Annotated in this window: 21 protein-coding genes; 15 read left to right on the top strand and 6 right to left on the bottom strand. The window is 43.5% G+C overall.

Translation table 11 applies throughout. The features are described 5' to 3' along the window. Window position 1 precedes the first annotated feature (1 nt). The 10 genes from kdsC (at window position 2) to mgtE (ending at window position 7588) form a co-directional block, all read left to right on the top strand. Window positions 2-553 carry a 3-deoxy-manno-octulosonate-8-phosphatase KdsC gene (gene kdsC, locus ACVBIL_RS04520; protein ID WP_447165800.1) on the top strand — a complete coding sequence of 184 codons (552 nt, stop codon included), beginning with the start codon at window positions 2-4 and terminating at the stop codon, window positions 551-553. Beyond that, window positions 550-1107, top strand: coding sequence for an LPS export ABC transporter periplasmic protein LptC (lptC, locus tag ACVBIL_RS04515; protein WP_447165799.1), 558 nt, complete (start codon window positions 550-552; stop codon window positions 1105-1107). The genes kdsC and lptC overlap by 4 nt, the downstream gene beginning before the upstream one ends. Before the next feature lie 67 nt (window positions 1108-1174). Beyond that, complete coding sequence (gene lptA, locus ACVBIL_RS04510) at window positions 1175-1714, top strand: lipopolysaccharide transport periplasmic protein LptA (protein WP_447165798.1); 540 nt, start codon at window positions 1175-1177, stop codon at window positions 1712-1714. Further along, window positions 1711-2442: an LPS export ABC transporter ATP-binding protein gene (gene lptB / locus ACVBIL_RS04505; protein WP_447165797.1), complete on the top strand. Its 732-nt coding sequence runs from the start codon at window positions 1711-1713 to the stop codon at window positions 2440-2442. Before lptA ends, lptB begins: the two co-directional genes overlap by 4 nt. Window positions 2443-2578: 136 nt before the next feature. Continuing rightward, a complete protein-coding gene (locus ACVBIL_RS04500) occupies window positions 2579-4039 on the top strand; it encodes an RNA polymerase factor sigma-54 (RefSeq protein ID WP_447165796.1) in 1461 nt (486 codons plus the stop codon). A 30-nt stretch (window positions 4040-4069) separates the two neighbouring features. Next, window positions 4070-4357, top strand: coding sequence for a ribosome hibernation promoting factor (hpf, locus tag ACVBIL_RS04495; RefSeq protein WP_447165795.1), 288 nt, complete (start codon window positions 4070-4072; stop codon window positions 4355-4357). 2 nt (window positions 4358-4359) lie between these two features. After that, window positions 4360-4803 (top strand): PTS IIA-like nitrogen regulatory protein PtsN, encoded by a 444-nt coding sequence (ptsN, locus tag ACVBIL_RS04490; protein ID WP_447165794.1) that lies wholly within the window; start codon window positions 4360-4362, stop codon window positions 4801-4803. 207 nt (window positions 4804-5010) lie between these two features. Continuing rightward, window positions 5011-5865, top strand: coding sequence for an RNase adapter RapZ (rapZ, locus tag ACVBIL_RS04485; protein ID WP_447165793.1), 855 nt, complete (start codon window positions 5011-5013; stop codon window positions 5863-5865). Continuing rightward, window positions 5852-6127, top strand: coding sequence for an HPr family phosphocarrier protein (locus ACVBIL_RS04480; protein ID WP_447165792.1), 276 nt, complete (start codon window positions 5852-5854; stop codon window positions 6125-6127). The genes rapZ and ACVBIL_RS04480 overlap by 14 nt, the downstream gene beginning before the upstream one ends. Before the next feature lie 96 nt (window positions 6128-6223). Next, on the top strand, window positions 6224-7588 hold the full coding sequence (gene mgtE / locus ACVBIL_RS04475; RefSeq protein ID WP_447165791.1) for a magnesium transporter: 1365 nt from the start codon (window positions 6224-6226) through the stop codon (window positions 7586-7588). A 54-nt stretch (window positions 7589-7642) separates the two neighbouring features. On the opposite strand, the gene ACVBIL_RS04470 is transcribed toward mgtE, so the two are convergent. Both ACVBIL_RS04470 and ACVBIL_RS04465 read right to left on the bottom strand, forming a co-directional pair. After that, window positions 7643-8434, bottom strand: coding sequence for a molybdate ABC transporter substrate-binding protein (locus tag ACVBIL_RS04470; protein WP_447165790.1), 792 nt, complete (start codon window positions 8432-8434; stop codon window positions 7643-7645). A 593-nt stretch (window positions 8435-9027) separates the two neighbouring features. Then, window positions 9028-9702: an OmpA family protein gene (locus tag ACVBIL_RS04465; protein ID WP_447165789.1), complete on the bottom strand. Its 675-nt coding sequence runs from the start codon at window positions 9700-9702 to the stop codon at window positions 9028-9030. 513 nt (window positions 9703-10215) lie between these two features. Here ACVBIL_RS04465 and ACVBIL_RS04460 point away from each other — a divergent pair. Beyond that, window positions 10216-10431: a transposase gene (locus ACVBIL_RS04460; RefSeq protein WP_447165788.1), complete on the top strand. Its 216-nt coding sequence runs from the start codon at window positions 10216-10218 to the stop codon at window positions 10429-10431. A 148-nt stretch (window positions 10432-10579) separates the two neighbouring features. Here ACVBIL_RS04460 and ACVBIL_RS04455 read toward each other — a convergent pair whose 3' ends face one another. The 3 genes from ACVBIL_RS04455 to ACVBIL_RS04445 form a co-directional block, all read right to left on the bottom strand. Continuing rightward, window positions 10580-11947, bottom strand: coding sequence for a hypothetical protein (locus ACVBIL_RS04455; RefSeq protein WP_447165787.1), 1368 nt, complete (start codon window positions 11945-11947; stop codon window positions 10580-10582). Between the two features lie 270 nt (window positions 11948-12217). Then, window positions 12218-13825 (bottom strand): FG-GAP repeat domain-containing protein, encoded by a 1608-nt coding sequence (locus ACVBIL_RS04450; RefSeq protein ID WP_447165786.1) that lies wholly within the window; start codon window positions 13823-13825, stop codon window positions 12218-12220. A gap of 274 nt (window positions 13826-14099) precedes the next feature. After that, a complete protein-coding gene (locus ACVBIL_RS04445) occupies window positions 14100-14675 on the bottom strand; it encodes an esterase/lipase family protein (protein WP_447165785.1) in 576 nt (191 codons plus the stop codon). 232 nt (window positions 14676-14907) lie between these two features. Between ACVBIL_RS04445 and ACVBIL_RS04440 the strand changes: the two genes are divergently transcribed. The 4 genes from ACVBIL_RS04440 (at window position 14908) to ACVBIL_RS04425 (ending at window position 19190) form a co-directional block, all read left to right on the top strand. Further along, the gene (locus ACVBIL_RS04440; RefSeq protein ID WP_447165784.1) at window positions 14908-15945 is read left to right on the top strand and encodes a class I SAM-dependent rRNA methyltransferase; all 1038 of its coding nucleotides are present in this window, start codon (window positions 14908-14910) and stop codon (window positions 15943-15945) included. Window positions 15946-16313: 368 nt separating this feature from the next. After that, window positions 16314-17483 (top strand): MFS transporter, encoded by a 1170-nt coding sequence (locus tag ACVBIL_RS04435; RefSeq protein ID WP_447165783.1) that lies wholly within the window; start codon window positions 16314-16316, stop codon window positions 17481-17483. Window positions 17484-17675: 192 nt separating this feature from the next. Next, window positions 17676-18830, top strand: coding sequence for a 23S rRNA (uracil(747)-C(5))-methyltransferase RlmC (gene rlmC / locus ACVBIL_RS04430; RefSeq protein WP_447165782.1), 1155 nt, complete (start codon window positions 17676-17678; stop codon window positions 18828-18830). A gap of 150 nt (window positions 18831-18980) precedes the next feature. Continuing rightward, on the top strand, window positions 18981-19190 hold the full coding sequence (locus ACVBIL_RS04425) for a TOBE domain-containing protein (RefSeq protein ID WP_447165781.1): 210 nt from the start codon (window positions 18981-18983) through the stop codon (window positions 19188-19190). 117 nt (window positions 19191-19307) lie between these two features. Here the strand turns inward: ACVBIL_RS04425 and ACVBIL_RS04420 are convergent, their stop codons facing one another. After that, window positions 19308-19631, bottom strand: a complete 324-nt coding sequence (locus tag ACVBIL_RS04420) for a hypothetical protein (protein WP_447165780.1) — start codon at window positions 19629-19631, stop codon at window positions 19308-19310. Between the last annotated feature and the right edge of the window lie 71 nt (window positions 19632-19702).

Genomic DNA, 19702 nt, shown 5'->3' with positions numbered 1-19702 from the left:
TATGTCTAAACAAGGCTTATATGGCCCTATTAGCGATGATATTTGGCAAGCTGCTAGCAAAATCAAGCTGCTGATTTGCGATGTTGACGGCGTATTTTCTGATGGCCTGGTTTACATGAGTAACAGCGGTGAGGAACTTAAAACATTCCATACCCGTGATGGATATGGTGTGCGCTCGGTATTATCTGGCGGCATCCAAGTGGCTATTATCACAGGACGTAAATCACAAATCGTCGAAGACAGATTTACAGCCCTTGGGGTCACTCATATCTACCAAGGAGTCGATAACAAGCTTGCACCTTATAATGAGCTACTATCACTTTATAATGTTAGCCCAGAAGAGGTGGCTTACATAGGTGATGACATGGTCGACTTACCCGTTATGCAACAAGTTGGCCTTTCTGTTTGCGTGGCCGATGGTCATCCATATGTTAAACAACACGCCAAGATGACCACACATATTAAGGGCGGCCACGGCGCGTTACGTGAGCTCACTGATTTACTGCTATTAAGCCAGGATAAATTCGACTCGGCCCACGGGATGAGTATATGAACCGCGTTACCCTAGCGATTATCCTCTTTTTTGGTACTGCACTTTTGCTATATTGGCAAGTTCAGTCGAAAAAAAGCGAACAAGAGCTAAATATCGATATGAGTCAGCGACCAGACTATATTATCGATGATCTACGCAGCATCGAATATAACGAGTTAGGGTTAATCAACAGCGAAGTAACCGCTAAACACATGGAACACTTTGATAGCGTCAATATGACCTATTTTACTGAGCCTGTTTATCTGATTTACCCCGATGACGGTCAAGCCCAATGGCGGCTTCAAGGCGCTAAAGGCAGTCTCAATAATATGACCAGTAAGGTAACCTTAGAAAACAATGTTATTATCGACTCTATTAGTCCAGAAGAGCCGATTCAGACCCTAAGCACAAATTATCTTGAGCTTGATCTGAATACCATGATCATGACCTCAGATGAAATGATCCACGTCACTGGCAACGAATTTGTCATTCAAGGCTTAGGCTTATATGCCGACCTGAATGCCCAGAGTGTAAAGCTAGTCAGCCAAGTAGAAGGGATCTACGAAGCTAAGTAACACTCCTATAATTGAACACTTTTACACTCAGCTAAAGCGACAGGCTTTAGCTGAGTAGAAGGACACTATGAAATACAATCAATCTATCCTTGCGGGCCTATTTTGCCTGCTCAGTTTTAGCACTGTCGCTAAAGTCGATGATCTGCAGCAAGAAGTAAAAATCGCCGCTGCAAGCCAAGAGGCTGACATTAAAAACAATCAAGTTATCTTTTTTGGGCCAGTCGAGGTTACTCAGGGGTCAATTAAGATGAATGCTGATGAGCTACGAGTCTTTTCAAAAGAAGATAAGAGCGGCAAAACACTGGTAGCGACAGGTAACCCGGCGACTTACACCCAAATGATGGAAGATGGCCGTCCAGCAACAGCCAGCGCCAAAGAGATCCGTTACGAGCTAGCGACGCGCACACTGACCTTAGTCGGCGAAGCGACACTAGAGCAAGATGGTAGCCAAGTCACGGGTAACCGCATCAAATATAACATCAGTTTACAGCAGCTTATTGCAGAAAGTACCGGTAAGGGCGACGACAGAGTTATCACCATCATTCAGCCTGAAACCTATCAAGAAGAAAAGCCTGAAACGCCAGTTAATAAGCAGGAACAGCAATGAGCCAGATCACCTTAAAAGCGGTCAACCTTGCTAAGAGCTATAAGAATCGCGCCGTTGTGCAAGATGTCAGTTTAACCGTAAAAACAGGACAAATTGTCGGCTTACTTGGCCCGAATGGCGCAGGTAAAACGACCACTTTCTACATGGTTGTTGGCCTAGTACAGAGTGACAAAGGTAAGATCTTTATCGATGATGACGATCTAACACTCGATCCAATGCATTTACGCGCCCGCAAAGGTATCGGCTACTTACCTCAAGAAGCCAGTATTTTTAGAAAATTATCGGTGCGCGACAACATTATGGCTGTTTTGCAAATTCGCGATGATATCAATAACGAGCAACGTGAAGAGCAATTAGAGCATCTGTTAGAAGAGTTTCACATTACCCACATCCGCGACAGCCAAGGTATGGCGCTGTCAGGGGGGGAGCGTCGCCGAGTTGAGATTGCCAGAGCACTCGCGGCCAACCCTAAGTTCATTTTATTAGACGAGCCGTTTGCAGGTGTTGATCCGATCTCAGTTATCGATATTAAAAAAATCATTGAGCAGCTTAAAAGCCGCGGCTTAGGTGTATTAATTACTGACCACAATGTTCGTGAAACATTAGACGTTTGTGAGCATGCCTATATCGTAAGTCACGGAAATCTCATTGCCGAAGGCACGCCTGCTGAAATCTTGGACAACCAACAGGTTCGTGCGGTGTACTTAGGTGAACAATTCAGGCTATAGTTAATTCACAGTATGGAAGCTAATAAACTCAATATGGAATTCTTTCCAATAAAAATCAAACTATTGAGTTTTAGAGCTACCTTCGCCAATTCAGCGAGCTTAAACGTTTAACTACAGTGTAGGGAATAGCGGTACGATGAAAGCGTCACTCCAGCTCAAAATGGGTCAACAGCTCACCATGACTCCACAGTTACAACAGGCGATCCGTCTGTTACAACTGTCTTCTTTAGAGTTACAACAAGAGATCCAACAAGCATTAGATTCTAATCCGTTACTAGAGTTAGATGAAGAGCAATCAGATGGCGACATGGACAACAGTGACGATCCATCTTCAAGTGATTCTAATGACCTAGATCTAGATAGCGCCAGCGTTGAAACCTCCGATGCCATGACTCAAGACTCTATGCCAGATGAACTGCCAATGGACACGACTTGGGATGAAGTCTATACCGTTTCTTCTAATTCAAGCTCAGGCGTGAGTCGTGAAGACGATATGCCATTTCAAGGCGAGACGAGTGAAGGATTATATGAGCATCTCGAGTGGCAAAAAAATCTGACTCCATTTTCAGAGAATGATCTCGCTATCGCCACCGCTATTATCGACGCCATTGATGAGCGCGGTTACTTAACCCAAAGCTGTGATGATATTTTAGAGGCGATGGGCGATCCTGAAACCGAGCTTGATGAAGTCGAAGCCGTTTTAAAACGCATTCAACATTTTGACCCCATTGGCGTTGCAGCGCGTGATCTTAGCGAGTGTTTGCTTATCCAATTAGCCCAGTACGCCGCCGATACTCCGCATATTGATAACGCTAGACTACTGATTAAAGACTATTTAGACCTGATTGCTGGACGTGATTTTAGGCAGTTAATGCGTAAAACTAAGCTCAAAGAGGATGATCTGCGTGATGCTATCACACTGATCCAAACCCTCAACCCGAGACCAGGGCTCGCTATTGCCCGTAGTAAAGACGAATACGTGATTCCAGATGTATCTGTTAGCAAGAAAAAAGGTCGCTGGGTAGTAGAGCTTAATCCTGATTACATGCCTAAAATTAATGTTAACCAACATTATGCCTCTATGGCTCGTAGCACCAAAAATCAGGCCGATGGGCAGTTTATCCGTGGTCATTTGCAAGAAGCTAAATGGTTTATTAAAAGCCTTGAAAGCCGTAACGACACCTTGCTAAAGGTAAGTAACTGTATTGTGAAATTCCAGCAAGGATTTTTTGAATATGGCGAAGAAGCCATGAAGCCTATGGTACTAAACGATATTGCTGAAGCCGTTGAAATGCACGAATCAACCATCTCACGCGTTACCACTCAAAAGTATATGCATACCCCAAGAGGTATTTTTGAACTCAAGTATTTCTTCTCCAGCCACGTAGGAACAGATGATGGGGGGGAGTGTTCATCAACAGCAATTAGAGCATTTATTAAGAAGTTAGTCGCAGCAGAAAACCAAAAGAAACCATTGAGCGATAGCAAAATGGCGCAACTTTTGGCTGAACAAGGGATTAAAGTTGCTAGACGTACGATTGCAAAATATCGAGAAGCAATGCTGATCCCCCCCTCAAACCAACGTAAGAGTTTATAACTCAAAATTAGGCACTTGGAGGATCGATATATGCAAATCAACCTGACAGGACATCACGTCGAAATCACGGATTCATTGCGAGGTTATGTAGAAGAAAAATTTACAAAGCTTGAACGACATTTCGATCAGATCAATAATGTGCACGTTATTTTGAATGTACAGAAAATGCAGCAAATTGCCGAAGCAAAAATCCACCTAAAAAATGGCGAAGTATTTGCGACTTCGGAAAATGCGGATATGTATGCCGCAATCGACTCCCTGATAGATAAACTAGATCGTCAGGTAATTAAACACAAAGAGAAGCTAACTAAACACTAACGATGGAACTAAGTACCGTTCTGCAGCCGGAGTGCACTACCTGCGCCACTCCGAGCAGTAAGAAAAAGGTACTGGAATTAATCAGCGATATTGCCGCTGTCCAGTACCCTACCCTTTCTTCACAAGAGATTTTTGAAAGTCTGTTGGCGAGAGAAAAAATGGGTAGCACGGGTATAGGTAATGGTATAGCGATTCCTCACGGAAGGCTGTCAAATATCGAGCGTCCAGTTGCTGTCTTAGTTAAATGTGAGGTTCCAATTCCATTTGACGCTATAGATAAGCAGCCTGTCGACATTCTATTTGCCTTATTGGTGCCATCAGAACAGTGCGAGCAACATTTAGCTACGCTGTCCTTAATGGCAGAAAAACTCAATGATAAAGCCGTAGTTAAGCTGTTGAGAAAAACCAGTAATGAGTCTGAGTTATACCAAGTCATTACCCAATAATTAACTACTCAGGTCTTTACGTTATTTATTTTGTCGAAACGAAAAATAGATGATTTAAAGGCCTAAGTAATTATTACAGCAATATTATTTATTTTTTTCATCTGCTCAACCTCTTGCTTTCAACTTTAAAAAAGTTACTCTATACACATATGTAACATAGTCACAAACCCCAAACATTTAGTTTAATTTCTATCAGGTAGTCATACGATGAAACTTGTTTTAGTCTCAGGTCGCTCCGGTTCAGGCAAGTCTGTTCTATTAAGAATGCTAGAAGATCTCGGCTATTATTGTGTCGATAATCTGCCACTGCCTATGATGGGAACCTTACTCAAAGAGTTATCAGGCAATACTAAGCTTGTGGCTATCAGTGTGGATATTCGTAACCTGCCTGACAAGAAAGATGAACTGGTTAAGCATCTTACTTTTCTGCCTGATGGGGTCGAGTTACTGAGTTTCTTCCTTAACTCGAGCGATGAAGTATTGCTTAAGCGCTATAACGAGACTCGTCGGCTACACCCTTTATCTCACGATAACATTTCACTTAAAGAAGCTATCGAATTAGAAGGCCGCTTACTCGAGCCGCTCGCGAATATCGTCGATCATTACATCGACACCTCAAACTTAAACATCTACGATCTTAACGATCAGGTGCGCGAGATCTTGCTTGGCAATGTCGACAAAGAGTTGATGATCAACTTTGAGTCATTTGGATTCAAGCATGGTATGCCAACTGAAGCTGACTTTATGTTTGACGTGCGCTTTCTACCCAACCCACATTGGGAGCCAGATTTGCGCCCGATGACGGGGCTCGATAAACCCGTGCAAAATTTCTTAAATGAACGACCAATGGTGAATCTGTTTATTAAGCAGATCGAAGATTTGCTAACAACTTGGTTGCCCGATCTAGAGCGTAACAATCGCAGCTATCTCACCATTGCGATTGGCTGTACAGGTGGCCAACACCGCTCGGTTTACATAACCGAGCGCCTCGCGGCTCACTTCAAAGATGGCAAGCACAAAGTACAAGCCCGTCACCGAGAGCTCAAAAATGCCGACCATTGAACGTGAAGTCACCATCTGTAATAAGCTTGGTCTTCACGCTCGCGCCGCAACAAAACTTGTGATTCTAGCCTCTGAATTTGAAGCCGAAATCACCATCATTCAAGGTGACAAACAAGCTTCTGCGACGAGTGTACTAGGCTTATTAATGCTCGAAACCGGGATGGGTAAAACGGTTCAATTACTTGCGACAGGGGCCGATGCAAAAACGGCGCTCAATGCTATTTGCGAATTGATAGACGCTAAGTTTGACGAAGATAATTAATTAGTTATTTTCCCATTGAATATCTTCGTTATCGCACACACATTCTCTTTAGTTAAGTTATGATAAGCGCCTTTAAAACTACCCAGTGAGGGAGCCATGCCGATTGAAGTCTTAGATAATGAAACAACAGACCAACGTCTCAATCAGCTGACTCAAGCATTAGGCAATGGCATGTTTGTCCATGTTCGCAACATGTTGCAGGATATGGCCGCATCGGATATTGCTTTTATTCTCGAATCTTCACCACCTCGCACCCGCCAAGTGCTATGGCAGCTGATCGATCAAGAGCACACAGGTGAAATTCTTGACGAACTCGGTGAAGAACTTAAAGACAGCCTGATCAAACAGATGAGTCCAGAGCGGGTTGCAAAAGCAGCTGAAAGCATGGACACAGATGACTTAGCCTATATTCTTCGAAGCCTACCAGACAGCGTTTTTAATCAAGTATTGCAGTCGATGAGCAAGCAAGACCGGGTGCGTGTCGAGCAAGCGCTGTCGTACCCAGATGACACCGCTGGCAGCCTGATGAATACCGATACGGTAACCTTAAGGCCCGATGTCAATATCGATGTGATTTTGCGCTACTTAAGAATTCGTGGCGAACTGCCTGATGCCACCGACATGCTATATGTGGTCGACAAACAAGATCGTGTGTTAGGCGGTGTACGTATCGCCGACCTGCTGACCTGTGATCCAAATGCCTCGGTACGTGAAATCATGATATCGGATCTAGAAGCGATCCCAGTCGGCATGTCTGACACCGAAGCGGCGCAATTATTCGAACGTCACGACTGGGTATCAGCTCCAGTCATCGATGATGACAATAAGCTACTAGGCCGTATTACCATCGATGACGTGGTCGATGTTATTCGTGAAGATGCCGAGCATTCAATGATGGGTATGGCGGGCATGGACGACGACACGGACACCTTTGGTCCAGTGTTAAAAAGTACGTTTCGCCGCTCGCTTTGGTTAACAGTGAACTTGTTCGCTGCACTGCTTGCCGCATCGGTCAGTAACATGTTTGAAGGTACGATTGAGCAATTTGCCACTATCGCTATCTTGATGACAATTGTGCCTAGTATGGGCGGGGTTGCCGGTAACCAAACGCTCGCATTGGTGATCCGCGGTATTGCCTTAGGCCAGATTGGCCAAAGTAACTCACGCTGGCTTATCGGTAAAGAGTTAGCCATTGGCTTCCTCAATGGCTTGCTATGGTCTGTTCTCATTTTTGCAGCTGTATGGATATGGAAAGGCGATATCGCCTTAGGAGCCTTGATTGCTGGCGCTATGCTCATCAATATGACGGTGGCTGGTCTTGCCGGTGCCACAATTCCACTCATGCTGAAGAGAATGAACATTGATCCTGCATTAGCTGGCGGTATGGTTTTAGCCACTGTAACCGACGTGATTGGCTTATTTGCCTTCTTGGGCTTAGCGACGGTGTTCTTGCTTAATTAATTGTTTAAACTTTCAATAAAAAGGCCGCTATCGCGGCCTTTTTGCTATCTGTTGCTATTGCTTAAGCGGCGCATCAAAACCGTAGTCTGCTAGAATTGTTTGACCTGGCTGCGACAGAATATACATCGCCAGTTTCCACGCATCCGCTTGAGCATCATTGAGCACAATCAAACCATAATTAGCCCCTACACTTAAAGGCTCTGGCATCTGTACTACTTGCAGATCTTTCACCTCTTTTTGAGCTAACACTGCATTGGTGCAATATGTCAAAAACAGATCCGCGCGTTTGTTTTCCATCACCCAAGCGTAGGTATTACGCCCCTTAGGCGCTTTCGCGCTATTTTCACCGCCAGTAAGCTGCAACGCTTTGGCTTCAAGCTTAGCGGTAGCTCCAGCTTGCAAGTGGTCAGCCTTAGCAAATATTTTCCAAGCATAATCGCCCGAAGGATCAGCTTTGGGTGTTGAGGTACCTAATCGCACATTAGGATCCAGCATCGCAGCTAACAGCCCCTCACTGTTGATATTGACGCTCGGCTGCGCGAGTGCACACATCTGATTACGAGCAAACATCACCACACTTGCGCCTTTACCAGCAGCCTGTAATGCCAGCGGGTGTTTCATATTTGCAGAGGCAAACACGCCAACCTTCTCACCGTTTTCGATACCCTTTCTCAGCAGCCCTGATGGGCCATAATCAACATGCACCTTTTGCTCGCCCGCCTGCTGATAGGCACTGACAATATCATTCATGGCATTTTTTAAACTACCTGCCGCCCTCAGTTCAATAGGCGTAGCATTGGCAACAAGGGGCAACGTTAGCAGTGAAACCAAGATCCATTTTTTCATTATTGTTTCCATTATCGGCATTAGTCTTTATCTAGATGAACTTACTTTAGGCAATGAAAAAGCATCTATAACCAAATAACAATACTTGCCATTTAGTAAGTTAACTCTAGTTACTCACTCCGAGAGATCAATCACTGCCTCAGCAAACAGCCAAGACAAAAAGTCCCATCAGCTTTATATTTATGCAGCCATAACGCATTGTATACCCAGGCCACCTGAAGATGCAGGGTTCAGTGGGAATTTAATGCGCTTTAAGCAAGGCGTTGATTGCAGTTAATGGTTGTTCCCTTAGCAAGATCAATAACGCAGCAGAAAGTGCATTAAAACCCATCGAAGAAGGCTTTGCGCAAGCCCACTTCGTTGTTGCACTAGCTTAAAAGGGAGTTACCATTCCTACGCTAATACGCCTAGAATTGAACTCGCGCAAGGCCTCTGAAATGAGCATGTTCAAGTCGTTTGGGTATAGTATCGAACTTATGTTGCTCATCCCCATATTCTAGCTAGGATAAATGACACAGATAAGATAGCCAGTTGAGGGCACAAAAAAAGCCACTCAAGAGTGGCTTTTAATGCATCGCTGTAACTATTGCTGGTTACGCGTTTGGCATCGGGCTTAGAATAATCTCTACACGACGATTTTCAGCTCGGCCCAGTTTAGTTTGGTTAGAAGCGACTGGCTTTGACTCGCCCATACCATGCGAAGCTACGCGCTGAGCCGGTACTTTGCTCTGTGTTAAGTAGTTCGCCACTTCACTTGCACGTACTTGCGACAATCTTAAGTTATAAGATTCGGCGCCCGAACTGTCGGTATGGCCCATTACATTTAACTTAGTTTCGTCATATTCAAGCGCCACCAACACCACGCTGTTTAGTACTTGCTGAGCACGTTGACTTAAGTCTGTTTGATCTACACCAAACGTCACATCATTTGGCATATTAAGGATAATATTATCGCCACTTCGAGTTACGCTCACGCCAGAAGATTGTAGTTTTTTACGCAGTTCAGCTTCCTGCACATCCATATAATAACCAATACCGCCACCTAATGCCGCACCAGATGCAGCACCAATCAAAGCGCCTTTACCGCGATCATTTTTACTTGAAGATGCTACACCAATCGCCGCACCAGCAATCGCACCGATCAAAGCGCCATTCGTCGCCTTAGCATTTTGAGATTCATTGGAATAAGGATTGGTTGTTTGGCAACCTGACACCATCATGGCAGCAATAAGGCCACCAGCAAGATAAGAACTACATTTTACGCTCATTTTTACCACTCCAAACCGCTTCTGCTCGTCACAAAAGCAGCCACATATAAGTTGTATTTGCAAAGCAGTATATAAACCACAGCAAATTAGACAATGGACTGACTGTTAAGTGATTTAAAATTGAACAACTTATACAGTGTCAAACTCACCATAAACAGCCTGCATTATCGTATCGTTTTCCCTATTGCCTGATTTTTTAAGGGTATGATGAGCGCACCAACATAGTGCGCTAACGCACCATTTGTGAACATTTTTTTGCCATTGATATGCACCAAAATGAGAAGGCGAACACTAACCAATTGAAACATATCTAATTTAAATACACTACAGCTTTGGCACGCCTTAAGCATACTCATTATTGAGTATTCACAGACATCAAAAAATAATAATAAACACGGTTTGTGAGTAGCGACAAGGTCAAGTAACACAACCTTGCCATGGGAACTCCGTCACCACGCTCAAAGACGTCCAAACTACTGATGTTTAACATTAGAACTTAAAAAGAGAATGCCGATGGATGCTATGAACCTTAATCTAAAAGTGATCAACGAAGTCAAAAACAACGGCCGCTTATTATCGGACGTAGCTAAAGACTATGGACTGTCGACTAAAACTGTTTATCACATTATTAATGAAAATGAGCGAGGCTCAAAAACCAGTTCACTCCCCATTATGCAACAGACCAAACAGTTAGCTTTACGTATAAAGCAGCTACTCGGTCGTCACTAAATTTAACAGGCTGTACCCTGTTAAAGCAGAGGCGAGAAACACTATTTTTCGCCGCAACGAAATCAAAAGTTAACGCGCTAACTCTATATAAATAAAATACGCTTACTGTGATTTTCGCCTCTGCACCCCATCATTAATCCATTAGCAACTATTGAAAAGTTGTCAGTCGGTAACCCAGAGGTTCATTGTCATCTCTATTTAGCACCATGGTGTAATTACCCGCTTGACTGAACTGCACCACATCAGACTGATACAATAAGGTTAACGTGTCATTTTCATCTTCAAAAACCACACTGATTTCATAGTCATCTGAGGGTAGGCTAATCACACCTAGCTCGGTAAACTCTAGCCCTGTTAACTTATATTCGGCTGATTCTATCGTCTCGCTTTGTCGCACAAAATAGATCATCAAATCGTCAAAATCCGGTACCAAATTGGCCAAGCTGATCTGGTGTTCAAATGCTCTTGGACGATGGTCGTGACTGATAGTCATACCGTTAGTTTCTCCCAGTTCATCTTCATACAATAAAATGGACTTACTTTCATCTTGATTGAAAGTAACCAATAAATTATTTGCTAGCACTGCGTTAGTTGTACTGTCTACAACAGTGACGCCATAGTCGTTGTAGCCAATGTCTTTAAACTCTGTCAGTTGATTTTTATTCAGTTCATAAAGGTATTGCGACTCATCATTACTCACAATCTGTGCATTAATTTTGTCAGTATCATTTAAGCCGTTAAACAGGCGAAACTCTGCATTAGCATCAATATTTGCGTAACTCTCAGGTGTTCCAGTAGAGTCAACATTGTCGACCGTCAGCTTGGGAATGCCAGGGCCAAAGCTATTACGAATAATCAATTTATACACAGTGTTGGCATTCAGTTCGAGTGTCGCAGTGGTATAAATTGGCACGCTTTCCCCGTTTTCAGTGAGGTAGAGAACATATTCTCCGGTATCGTACATCTGCTCAGTGGTGTGCTCTTTGTAACTGAGTGAATCAAGCATTACTGCTGAACCAAACTCCTCATCTGGTTTGGCAAAATATAGATCAAAACTGGGCTCTCCCATCGCAGCATGTGCCACCAATACCTGCATCTTACTGTAATCACCACTTTCATCGTTATTAAGCTCATCCATTTCACTACGGCTATAGCTGATATCAACAAGCTCGGGCTCACTATAATCCCCTACCAACATAAACAGATGGTTATCAGTGTTTACCAGCTCGACTGTCGACTGATAAAGGGATTGCTCATCATTTGTCGCATCAAGCCCTGTAATTTCTAACTCTACGTTCCCCGCCAGATACTCATATCTAGGCATCGAGTCTGCGTAGTCAACGTCGGAGTATGGATAGTCATCCAATACTAACCTCGTCGCAGTACTATTTGGCGAAGCATTATAATATTGGATATAACTACTGTTGCTGCTTGATTCATTATCATCAGAGCTGCAGCCTGCAACGCTCAGCAATACTAATGACAAACCTGTTCCTACCCACCGTGTGAATTCCATTTATCTTCCTTAACTAATTTGCAATAAGTGCGTTACTTATGACACTCAAAATACGTCAAGAACTGTCAGATTATGAAATGAACAGCAAGGCTTTGAATAGCTTTGTAAACTTGTGTGAGTTTTCGAAGATATGTCCGTAAAACGTCAAGATTGCCCACGTAAATGTTCAGGGCCGACATTGCAGGATTGCGTCCATAAAAAAAGCAGCTTTACTAAGCCGCTTTTTTTATGGGATAAATATCAATAGTTTTAAGCTATCAGGAGTACAAGCTAACTTGCCAATAACACTCTAAATTGATTCGCTAGCTTCTTATCATCTTGTCGGCCATATTTAATCAGTAGGTCTTCTCGGCCATCACCATTTAAATCCTCAGCCTTTAACATGCTGCCTTCAACAGGGAGTTTAAGCTCATGCTTTTGTGCGTCACGGCTAAACAGGTTCTCGCCACGCTTGCCTAAATAGACTTTCAAAGTCGACTCATCGTCAGATAATAGAAGGTCTTTTAGTCCATCACCATTAAGATCAGCAAGCTTAACCACTGGGCTACCACTCTGTCCCGAGCTCAAGCTGAAGTTAAGCTCAACCTCTTTGCTGACATTAGAGTCATCACTGAAACGGCCATTGGCATCCATCTTAAATAGATGAACATCTTGATCTATACTGCCCGACAATAATGCACCGATAATTTGCGACACGCCTATATCAAAGCCTGCAACCATCACTTCATCTTTATCATCATTATCAATATCGACAAACTCAAGACCGGTTAACGTTCCTTCAGCCCGAACTACACTACTAGGCTCTTTTAGAAAGACTAACTTTCCTTGCTTGTTTTCACCCAGATAGATTTCGTAATCATTCACCCTATCGAATACGCCACTACTCTTGGTATAACGGATCACCATATCGGTGATACCGTCATTATCAAGATCTTTAAGCTCTTCAACTTTTCGGTAAACCAGCTCACTTTGATCTAATTGCTCGCCATAGGCATCACGCTTATTCCACCAGTCAATTCCGCTGATAGCTTGGCTCACCGAAATAAACTCAACAATAGGATCAAAGCCCCGAACGCTTTGTTGCAGATTTTCAGGATCTGGGCTTTGAGCTGCGACTTGAGTATCATTTTTGGCTTGAACGTTTGCTTGAGTTGGGATGTCAATTTGAGTCTGCTTATAAACTTCTAACTCCCCCTCACCAATTTTGACGATATCGACCAAACCATCGAGGTTAATATCGCTGACATAAAGTGTAGATTGAGTATAAGTCGCGCCATCATCAAACAAACGAGACTGAGGTTTAATTGGCAGAGTTTGGCGCACAAAACCTTGTTCTGCGGCCAAGAAAAGGTGTACTTGATTAAAGTCATGGATCAAGATGTCATCGCGTTGATCGCCATTAAGATCCTCAATAAACTCACCACGACTAATAAAGTCAGGCCGATCTTTAAATGATAAAGAATCGATGTTCGCCACAGCTTCAATCTGTGGTTCTACAGCATCATCTACATTGACCAAGACGTGCAGCTTATCTTGAGAAAGAAAATATAATTGCTGTTGCTCACCAGACTGATTTTCTGTGATATCAAAACTGTGCAGACTTTGCGGTAACTCGAGCTTGAAGGCGAGCGTGTATTGCCCCTGTGCGAGTTGATAAATAGCCATCCAGCGATAGCTCAACCCATCGACGCCAAATACAACTAACTCTTTACCCGGTTGCGATAACAGATCTGCAGCGATAATGGGGTGGGTTAATTCAAAAGGCGCGTTAATGGTAGATTCTGTAAAGCTCAAAGCCGGTTCAGCTAATGTATTGAATGACAAGCTGCAGCCCAGCAGCGCCGAGGCGGTGATTAATCCTTTAAACGCTGATCCCATGTTATAGCACTCCATTTTAATCACTATCTCATCATTTTGATTCAATCACTGAAACTAGCGGTTTTACCGTCAGAGTAAAACCACTAGTTAACAGTTTGTAACATAAGAAGCCACTAATTGAGAAATTTTCTTCTTGAACGCTTTTAAAGCTCCAATAGTTAGCACCCAACCAATTAGCCATTAGCCATTAGCCATTAGCCATTAGCCATTAGCCATTAGCCATTAGCCATTAGCCATTAGCCATTAGCCTAGCAGAACACTCCCACGGCAAAACTTATAGAGCGAGTTTGTTACAGATCTCTTTCGCAATGCGTCGACTAAAAATCACCGACAGATGCAGAATAATCACAAAACGTTTATTTTCAGCAACCCGCCAAACAGAGCTTGAGCTGGGTACAATCGTAAAATCGATAGGCGTGCGATAAGAGTAGAGCTTAACCCCCTCTAATAAGATTTCAGACTCGGCAAGTTCAACAAGTAAGCGACTATTAGGCCTCAGCTGCTTAACCCCTTTGGAAGGATAAGGCAGGTAAGCCAAATAGCTGCCATTGTGAGGCGTCGATAAACTAAAGAACTGACTCACTCGCCGAGCACCGCCTAAGTGTTGTAAGTAGTAGCGTCCAACAATACCGCCCATACTAAAGCCGACTAACACTATCTCGGCGTCAACACCAAACACGGCATCGATTTGTTCGCTTAAGTTGTTTGCGGCATGCTCAATACCGTGGCGACCATCGAATGGGCTAATTGTTGGCGAAAAGCATTCATGACCCGATGCTTGTAGTCGCTTTTGCAACCAGCGCATCACATGACCCGTATTAAAAATGCCGTGCACTAACACCACTTTCATCCACTTGCTCCCTAGCTAGACTCAATGACACCGTAGCACTTCCAATGCCTATTTGTGCGTCAATTTCCTATCCGAGTCAAATCTTATCAGCCCATATACTCACACCAATTGGTATAAGTCACCAAAGCCTTACTCTCATCGCCTTAGCTTCAAGATTGAAGGTATTTATTAGTGCAATTTTGCTATCATTAGCGCGTCACCTCTGACCGTATTTCAAATGAGCCCAATATTTATGTCGGTAACTACATCGAACCCAACCGCTTTATCCGTTTCTCAAGCATTGAGCCAAGCCATTGCCAAGCGAGCTGATTTCTTGCAGCACTCTGCAGCGCAGCAAACTGATTGTTACCGTATCTTCCACGGTACGGTTGAAGGCTGTAATGGACTCAATATTGATCGTTACGGTAATGCATGGCTCATTCAAAGTTTTCACCAATCACTGACTGAAGATGAGTTAGCAGATGTGACAGAGCAGCTGATGGTGCTAGCTGAACAACCGGTGATCTATAACGATCGTTCAGATAAGAACTCTCGCGTACTGAACCCATTAACTGAGCAATTGCAAGAATTCGCAACCAGCGAACAACAGATGCAAGAGAATGGCATTCAATTTACCACCAAGCTGCGCCATGAAGGTCAAGACCCACTGCTGTTTTTAGATATGCGTATCGGCCGAGAATACGTTGCCGCAAACAGCCAAGGTAAGACGGTACTAAACCTGTTTTCTTATACTTGCGGTATCGGTACTGCGGCTGCAGTAGGTGGTGCTAAGCGCGTGGTTAACGTCGACTTTTCCTCTTTCGCCCTAGCCGCTGGCCGTAAAAATGCAGCCTTAAACCAAGCTGAGAATGTATGTGAATTTATTCAAAGTGATGCTTTTCCTGCGTTACGACAACTTGCAGGTCTTAAAGTCGGTGGCCGTCGCAACCAAAAGCTGCCAGCTTATCCAAAGCTGAGTGCAACTCAGTTCGACTTAGTATTTCTCGACCCACCAAGATATGCCAAGAGTGCATTCGGCATTGTCGATCTCATCAATGATTATCAGGGCTTATTTAAACCCGCACTATTAACCACCAAAGCTGGCGGTACTATCGTGTGCTGCAATAATGTAGCAAAGGTTGATCGTGACGAGTGGTTTAATAGCTTAGTGCGCTGTGTTGAAAAGCAAGGCCGAACAGTCACACAGCACACCTGGTTAGATTGTCATGCCGACTTCCCCTCATTTGATGGTAACCACCCATTAAAAATCGTAGCGCTGCAATTAAGCTAATACCTCTAAATCAGCTATAAACCAAACCCAAAAAGCGGCCTTAAAAGCCGCTTTTTAACCATCTATTAACCTAACCCCACTGAACCACCTATAAGTAAGCATTAACTTAAAAATAAAAACCTATCCCTCATCCCCAGTACCTTCGCTATAGAACATCCATTTAAAAGCTAGAAATAGATAAAGCAAAGCTAAAACCAATAAAAGATAAATAAAGCAAAATCATCAACATAGAGCGATAAAACCCGCAAAAATCGTTTTTTATTAATCCGTACATAAATTAAGCTTTACTTTCTATATTAAAAGCATAAAATCCGCCTCCAAAGACCAACACTCAAACTTTAATAAGTATCAATCTATAGGAGATAAAGGTGGACATTTCTGCCTGCAAACCACACAAAAACAGTACATTCGTACCTGTTGCTGGTTTATCATTTTTTGCTGTCGCATCTGGCTTCTTAATGAGCCTTATCCCATTGTCATTAGCGTCATTTGGCATGGATAACTCATTGGTGGCGTGGTTAGCGAGCATCTTCTATTTGGGTATTTTAGTTGGTACGACGTGTATTCAAACGATCGTGGCTAAAGTCGGCCATCGATTTTCGTTGATGCTGTTTTTAGCCATGCTCACCCTAACCATTGTCGCTATGCTCGTCATGCCGACACCGACAGTTTGGCTAACCGCCCGCTTTATAGCAGGTTTTGCCGTTGCTGGTGTATTTGTGGTGGTCGAATCTTGGCTATTGATGGCTGACAGCGCTAAGCAAAGAGCCAAACGCTTAGGCCTGTACATGACCTCCCTTTATGGCGGTAGTGCACTTGGTCAACTGGCGATTGGGCCTTTAGGCGTAAATGGTGCTACCCCATTTTACTGGGTAATCGGCCTATTGATGTTAGCTATCTTGCCACCTCTTTTAGTAAAAAGAGGTCAGCCAGAAAGTATGGAGCATCAGAAGATAAGCTTGCGTGAAGTCAAGAAGATCAGCCTGCCAGCGATTATTGGCTGCCTTGTATCTGGCATGCTGTTAGGTCCTATTTACGGCTTAATGCCAAGTTATATTAACGGCCAATTTGCCAGCACAGAGCGCACCGCATTCTTAATGGCCATTATTATTCTAGGTGGTATGTTAGTTCAGCCCTTAGTGAGTTACTTATCGACTAGGATAAGCAAAAGCCTATTGATGGCGCTGTTTTGCTTATTAGGTACCATAGGTATCGTCGGTATTGCTGATGGCACATCTATCACCTTTATTACTACAAGCTACTTCTTACTCGGTGCGAGCTGCTTTGCGTTATACCCAATCGCTATCACACTCGCATGTGAGTCAATGGCGATGGAAAAAATTGTCGCTGCAACAGAGTTAATGCTACTGAGCTACAGTGTCGGTTCGGTATTTGGCCCTATCATTGCTGAGCACAGCAGTAGCTCGGCGCACTCGTTGATCACCTACCTAGCGGTAGTATTAACGACTACGTCTATTTACATGCTAATTAAGAGCCTGCAAAACACCCGTAGCGGCCACACCCCAGCTATTGGCTAATACCGTAAAATGTTATAAAAAGCGCAGCGAAAGCTGCGCTTTTGCTATCCAGAATGCAGTAAAATATCCCCTCCCAACTAAAGGGCGATTTTTTAGTGAAAAACCACTAAAATACGCACTAGATGGCTATTTAAATCCGTTTATCAAAAATAGCCAGCATAAATTGTCACCTTCGATGTAGAGTACCTATCAGTGAAATGCGCCCACTTTGATCAACAACAGTGTCTATCTTGCCGCCATATTCAGCAGCCTATGTCTGCGCAAGTTGACGCAAAAACACAAGTCCTAACCCAGCTTCTTAGTGACTTTGAGGTTGAGCAATGGCACGCCCCAGTATTTGGGCCTGATAGTGGATTTCGTAATAAAGCCAAAATGGTCGTTCTGGGCGCTGCACATCAACCTATTCTAGGTATTGTTACGCCTTCGGGGGCACCTGTGAGCTTATGTGATTGCAGCCTATATCCAGATGATATGCAGCAGTTACTGCATCGCCTAGAGCTGTTTGTACGTCAGGCAGGGATCCCTCCTTATAATGTTGATAAAGCCAAAGGTGAGCTTAAGTTTATTTTACTTACCCGCAGCCAAGTCAAAGGTGAGTATCTGCTGCGTTTTGTGCTCAATTCTCATAAATCTATCGAACGTATCGAGCGTGAACTCCCTAAATTACTCGGTGAATATCCACAAATCAAAGTGGTTTCGGCTAATATTCAGCCGGTGCATATGGCGATCCTTGAAGGTGAAGAGGAGATCTTCTTAACCGAGGAAACTCGCTTAGCCGAACAGTTTAACGATGTGCCTTTGTTTATCCGTCCAAAGAGCTTCTTCCAGACTCACCCTGAGGTCGCAGCAAAACTCTATCAAACGGCAAGAGAGTGGGTTGCCGAGCTTAAGCCCAACTCTTTATGGGATCTTTTCTGTGGTGTGGGTGGTTTTGGCTTGCACTGCGCCGCCAAAGACATTGCTCTAACTGGCATTGAAATCTCAAGCGAGGCCATTGCCTGTGCCAAGATATCGGCAGAGGCTATGGGGCTAACCCAAGTCGACTTTACTGCACTGGACTCGACTGATTTTGCTCACGGGCGTGATGCAAATGACAAACCCGATGTGGTTATCGTCAATCCGCCAAGACGAGGCATTGGGCAAAGCCTATGTGACTCATTATCTATGTTTGCCCCTAAAGCTATCTTGTACTCAAGTTGTAATCCACACACTTTGGCTAAAGATTTAGCCAATATTAAGGGCTACCGAATTCAAAAAGTGCAACTGTTCGATATGTTCCCCCATACCGATCATTTCGAAGTGTTGGTGATGCTGCTAAAAGAAGCACCACTAGATAATCATCTATAAACTAATAACATATGACCCATGTCTCAAAAAATAAGATATGAGGTAAGCAAATGCGACGTGATTCAAGTAAATGCGACATATTGTCCGTGGCAGATATTAATTCGCCAATAAGAACTTTATAATAACTCCTTTATTATTAAGGATATACTTATGAGAATCAGCGCACGCAACACACTGAATGGCACTATCAAGTCAATCGATGAAGGTTCAGTAAACAACGAAGTTGTTATCGAACTAGCACCAGGTGTTGAAATCACATCTGTTGTAACTAAAAAATCTTGTGAGCAACTAGGTCTAGTTGTTGGTGGCCCGGCTTACGCTATCATCAAAGCAAGCAACGTAATGGTTGCTGTAGATTAAGCATATGTTTAATAAAAAAAGCCGCCAACACTCATGTGTAGGCGGCTTTTTTGTATCTTTTGTTTCACACTGAAATTCGTCGCGACTATCGCTAGCAGCAAGCTAACTATAAACCGACTACAAACCAAGCGAGGCACTTATCGCGCCAATAATAATTAACGACATGCCAATTAAGATCATATATTTGACTCGGGTCGCCTGCTTGTAAGCTAACAATCCCGCATACTGAATATCAATATTCTCTGAATTTTCAAAGCCTCGACTCAAGGTCCAGGTAAATAGCGTCATACGGTCAAAAGAAGACATAAAGCTGCCTTGAGATCCAAGTAATGCATCCCATTGCGCTCTGTCATGCTGCTTCAGTGCTCGGTTAAGCTCTGGTAAGCCCATAAAGGCAAGCCCCAGAAGTATAATGATAAGTCCCATTGCTAACACAGCCATAACGTCCTCCTTTGACGTAATAGTGTACTAAGATGGGATATTTTTCTAAAAATGTAAAGTGAGTGTTCAAT

It is taken from the genome of Shewanella sp. 125m-7, assembly GCF_052977045.1.
The sequence above is the reverse complement of the archived record's forward strand: the minus strand, read 5'-3'. Positions and strand labels throughout refer to the sequence as shown.

Coding starts and splice junctions, on each gene's coding strand:
- ACVBIL_RS04465 (WP_447165789.1), bottom strand. CDS start 9,702: ATGAGCGTAAAATGTAGTTCTTATCTTGCTGGTGGCCTTATTGCTGCC.
- ACVBIL_RS04425 (WP_447165781.1), top strand. CDS start 18,981: ATGAGAATCAGCGCACGCAACACACTGAATGGCACTATCAAGTCAATC.
- lptC (WP_447165799.1), top strand. CDS start 550: ATGAACCGCGTTACCCTAGCGATTATCCTCTTTTTTGGTACTGCACTT.
- ptsN (WP_447165794.1), top strand. CDS start 4,360: ATGGAACTAAGTACCGTTCTGCAGCCGGAGTGCACTACCTGCGCCACT.
- lptB (WP_447165797.1), top strand. CDS start 1,711: ATGAGCCAGATCACCTTAAAAGCGGTCAACCTTGCTAAGAGCTATAAG.
- mgtE (WP_447165791.1), top strand. CDS start 6,224: ATGCCGATTGAAGTCTTAGATAATGAAACAACAGACCAACGTCTCAAT.
- lptA (WP_447165798.1), top strand. CDS start 1,175: ATGAAATACAATCAATCTATCCTTGCGGGCCTATTTTGCCTGCTCAGT.
- ACVBIL_RS04500 (WP_447165796.1), top strand. CDS start 2,579: ATGAAAGCGTCACTCCAGCTCAAAATGGGTCAACAGCTCACCATGACT.
- ACVBIL_RS04480 (WP_447165792.1), top strand. CDS start 5,852: ATGCCGACCATTGAACGTGAAGTCACCATCTGTAATAAGCTTGGTCTT.
- ACVBIL_RS04470 (WP_447165790.1), bottom strand. CDS start 8,434: ATGAAAAAATGGATCTTGGTTTCACTGCTAACGTTGCCCCTTGTTGCC.
- rapZ (WP_447165793.1), top strand. CDS start 5,011: ATGAAACTTGTTTTAGTCTCAGGTCGCTCCGGTTCAGGCAAGTCTGTT.
- ACVBIL_RS04420 (WP_447165780.1), bottom strand. CDS start 19,631: ATGGCTGTGTTAGCAATGGGACTTATCATTATACTTCTGGGGCTTGCC.
- ACVBIL_RS04460 (WP_447165788.1), top strand. CDS start 10,216: ATGGATGCTATGAACCTTAATCTAAAAGTGATCAACGAAGTCAAAAAC.
- ACVBIL_RS04445 (WP_447165785.1), bottom strand. CDS start 14,675: ATGAAAGTGGTGTTAGTGCACGGCATTTTTAATACGGGTCATGTGATG.
- ACVBIL_RS04455 (WP_447165787.1), bottom strand. CDS start 11,947: ATGGAATTCACACGGTGGGTAGGAACAGGTTTGTCATTAGTATTGCTG.
- ACVBIL_RS04440 (WP_447165784.1), top strand. CDS start 14,908: ATGTCGGTAACTACATCGAACCCAACCGCTTTATCCGTTTCTCAAGCA.
- hpf (WP_447165795.1), top strand. CDS start 4,070: ATGCAAATCAACCTGACAGGACATCACGTCGAAATCACGGATTCATTG.
- ACVBIL_RS04450 (WP_447165786.1), bottom strand. CDS start 13,825: ATGGGATCAGCGTTTAAAGGATTAATCACCGCCTCGGCGCTGCTGGGC.
- kdsC (WP_447165800.1), top strand. CDS start 2: ATGTCTAAACAAGGCTTATATGGCCCTATTAGCGATGATATTTGGCAA.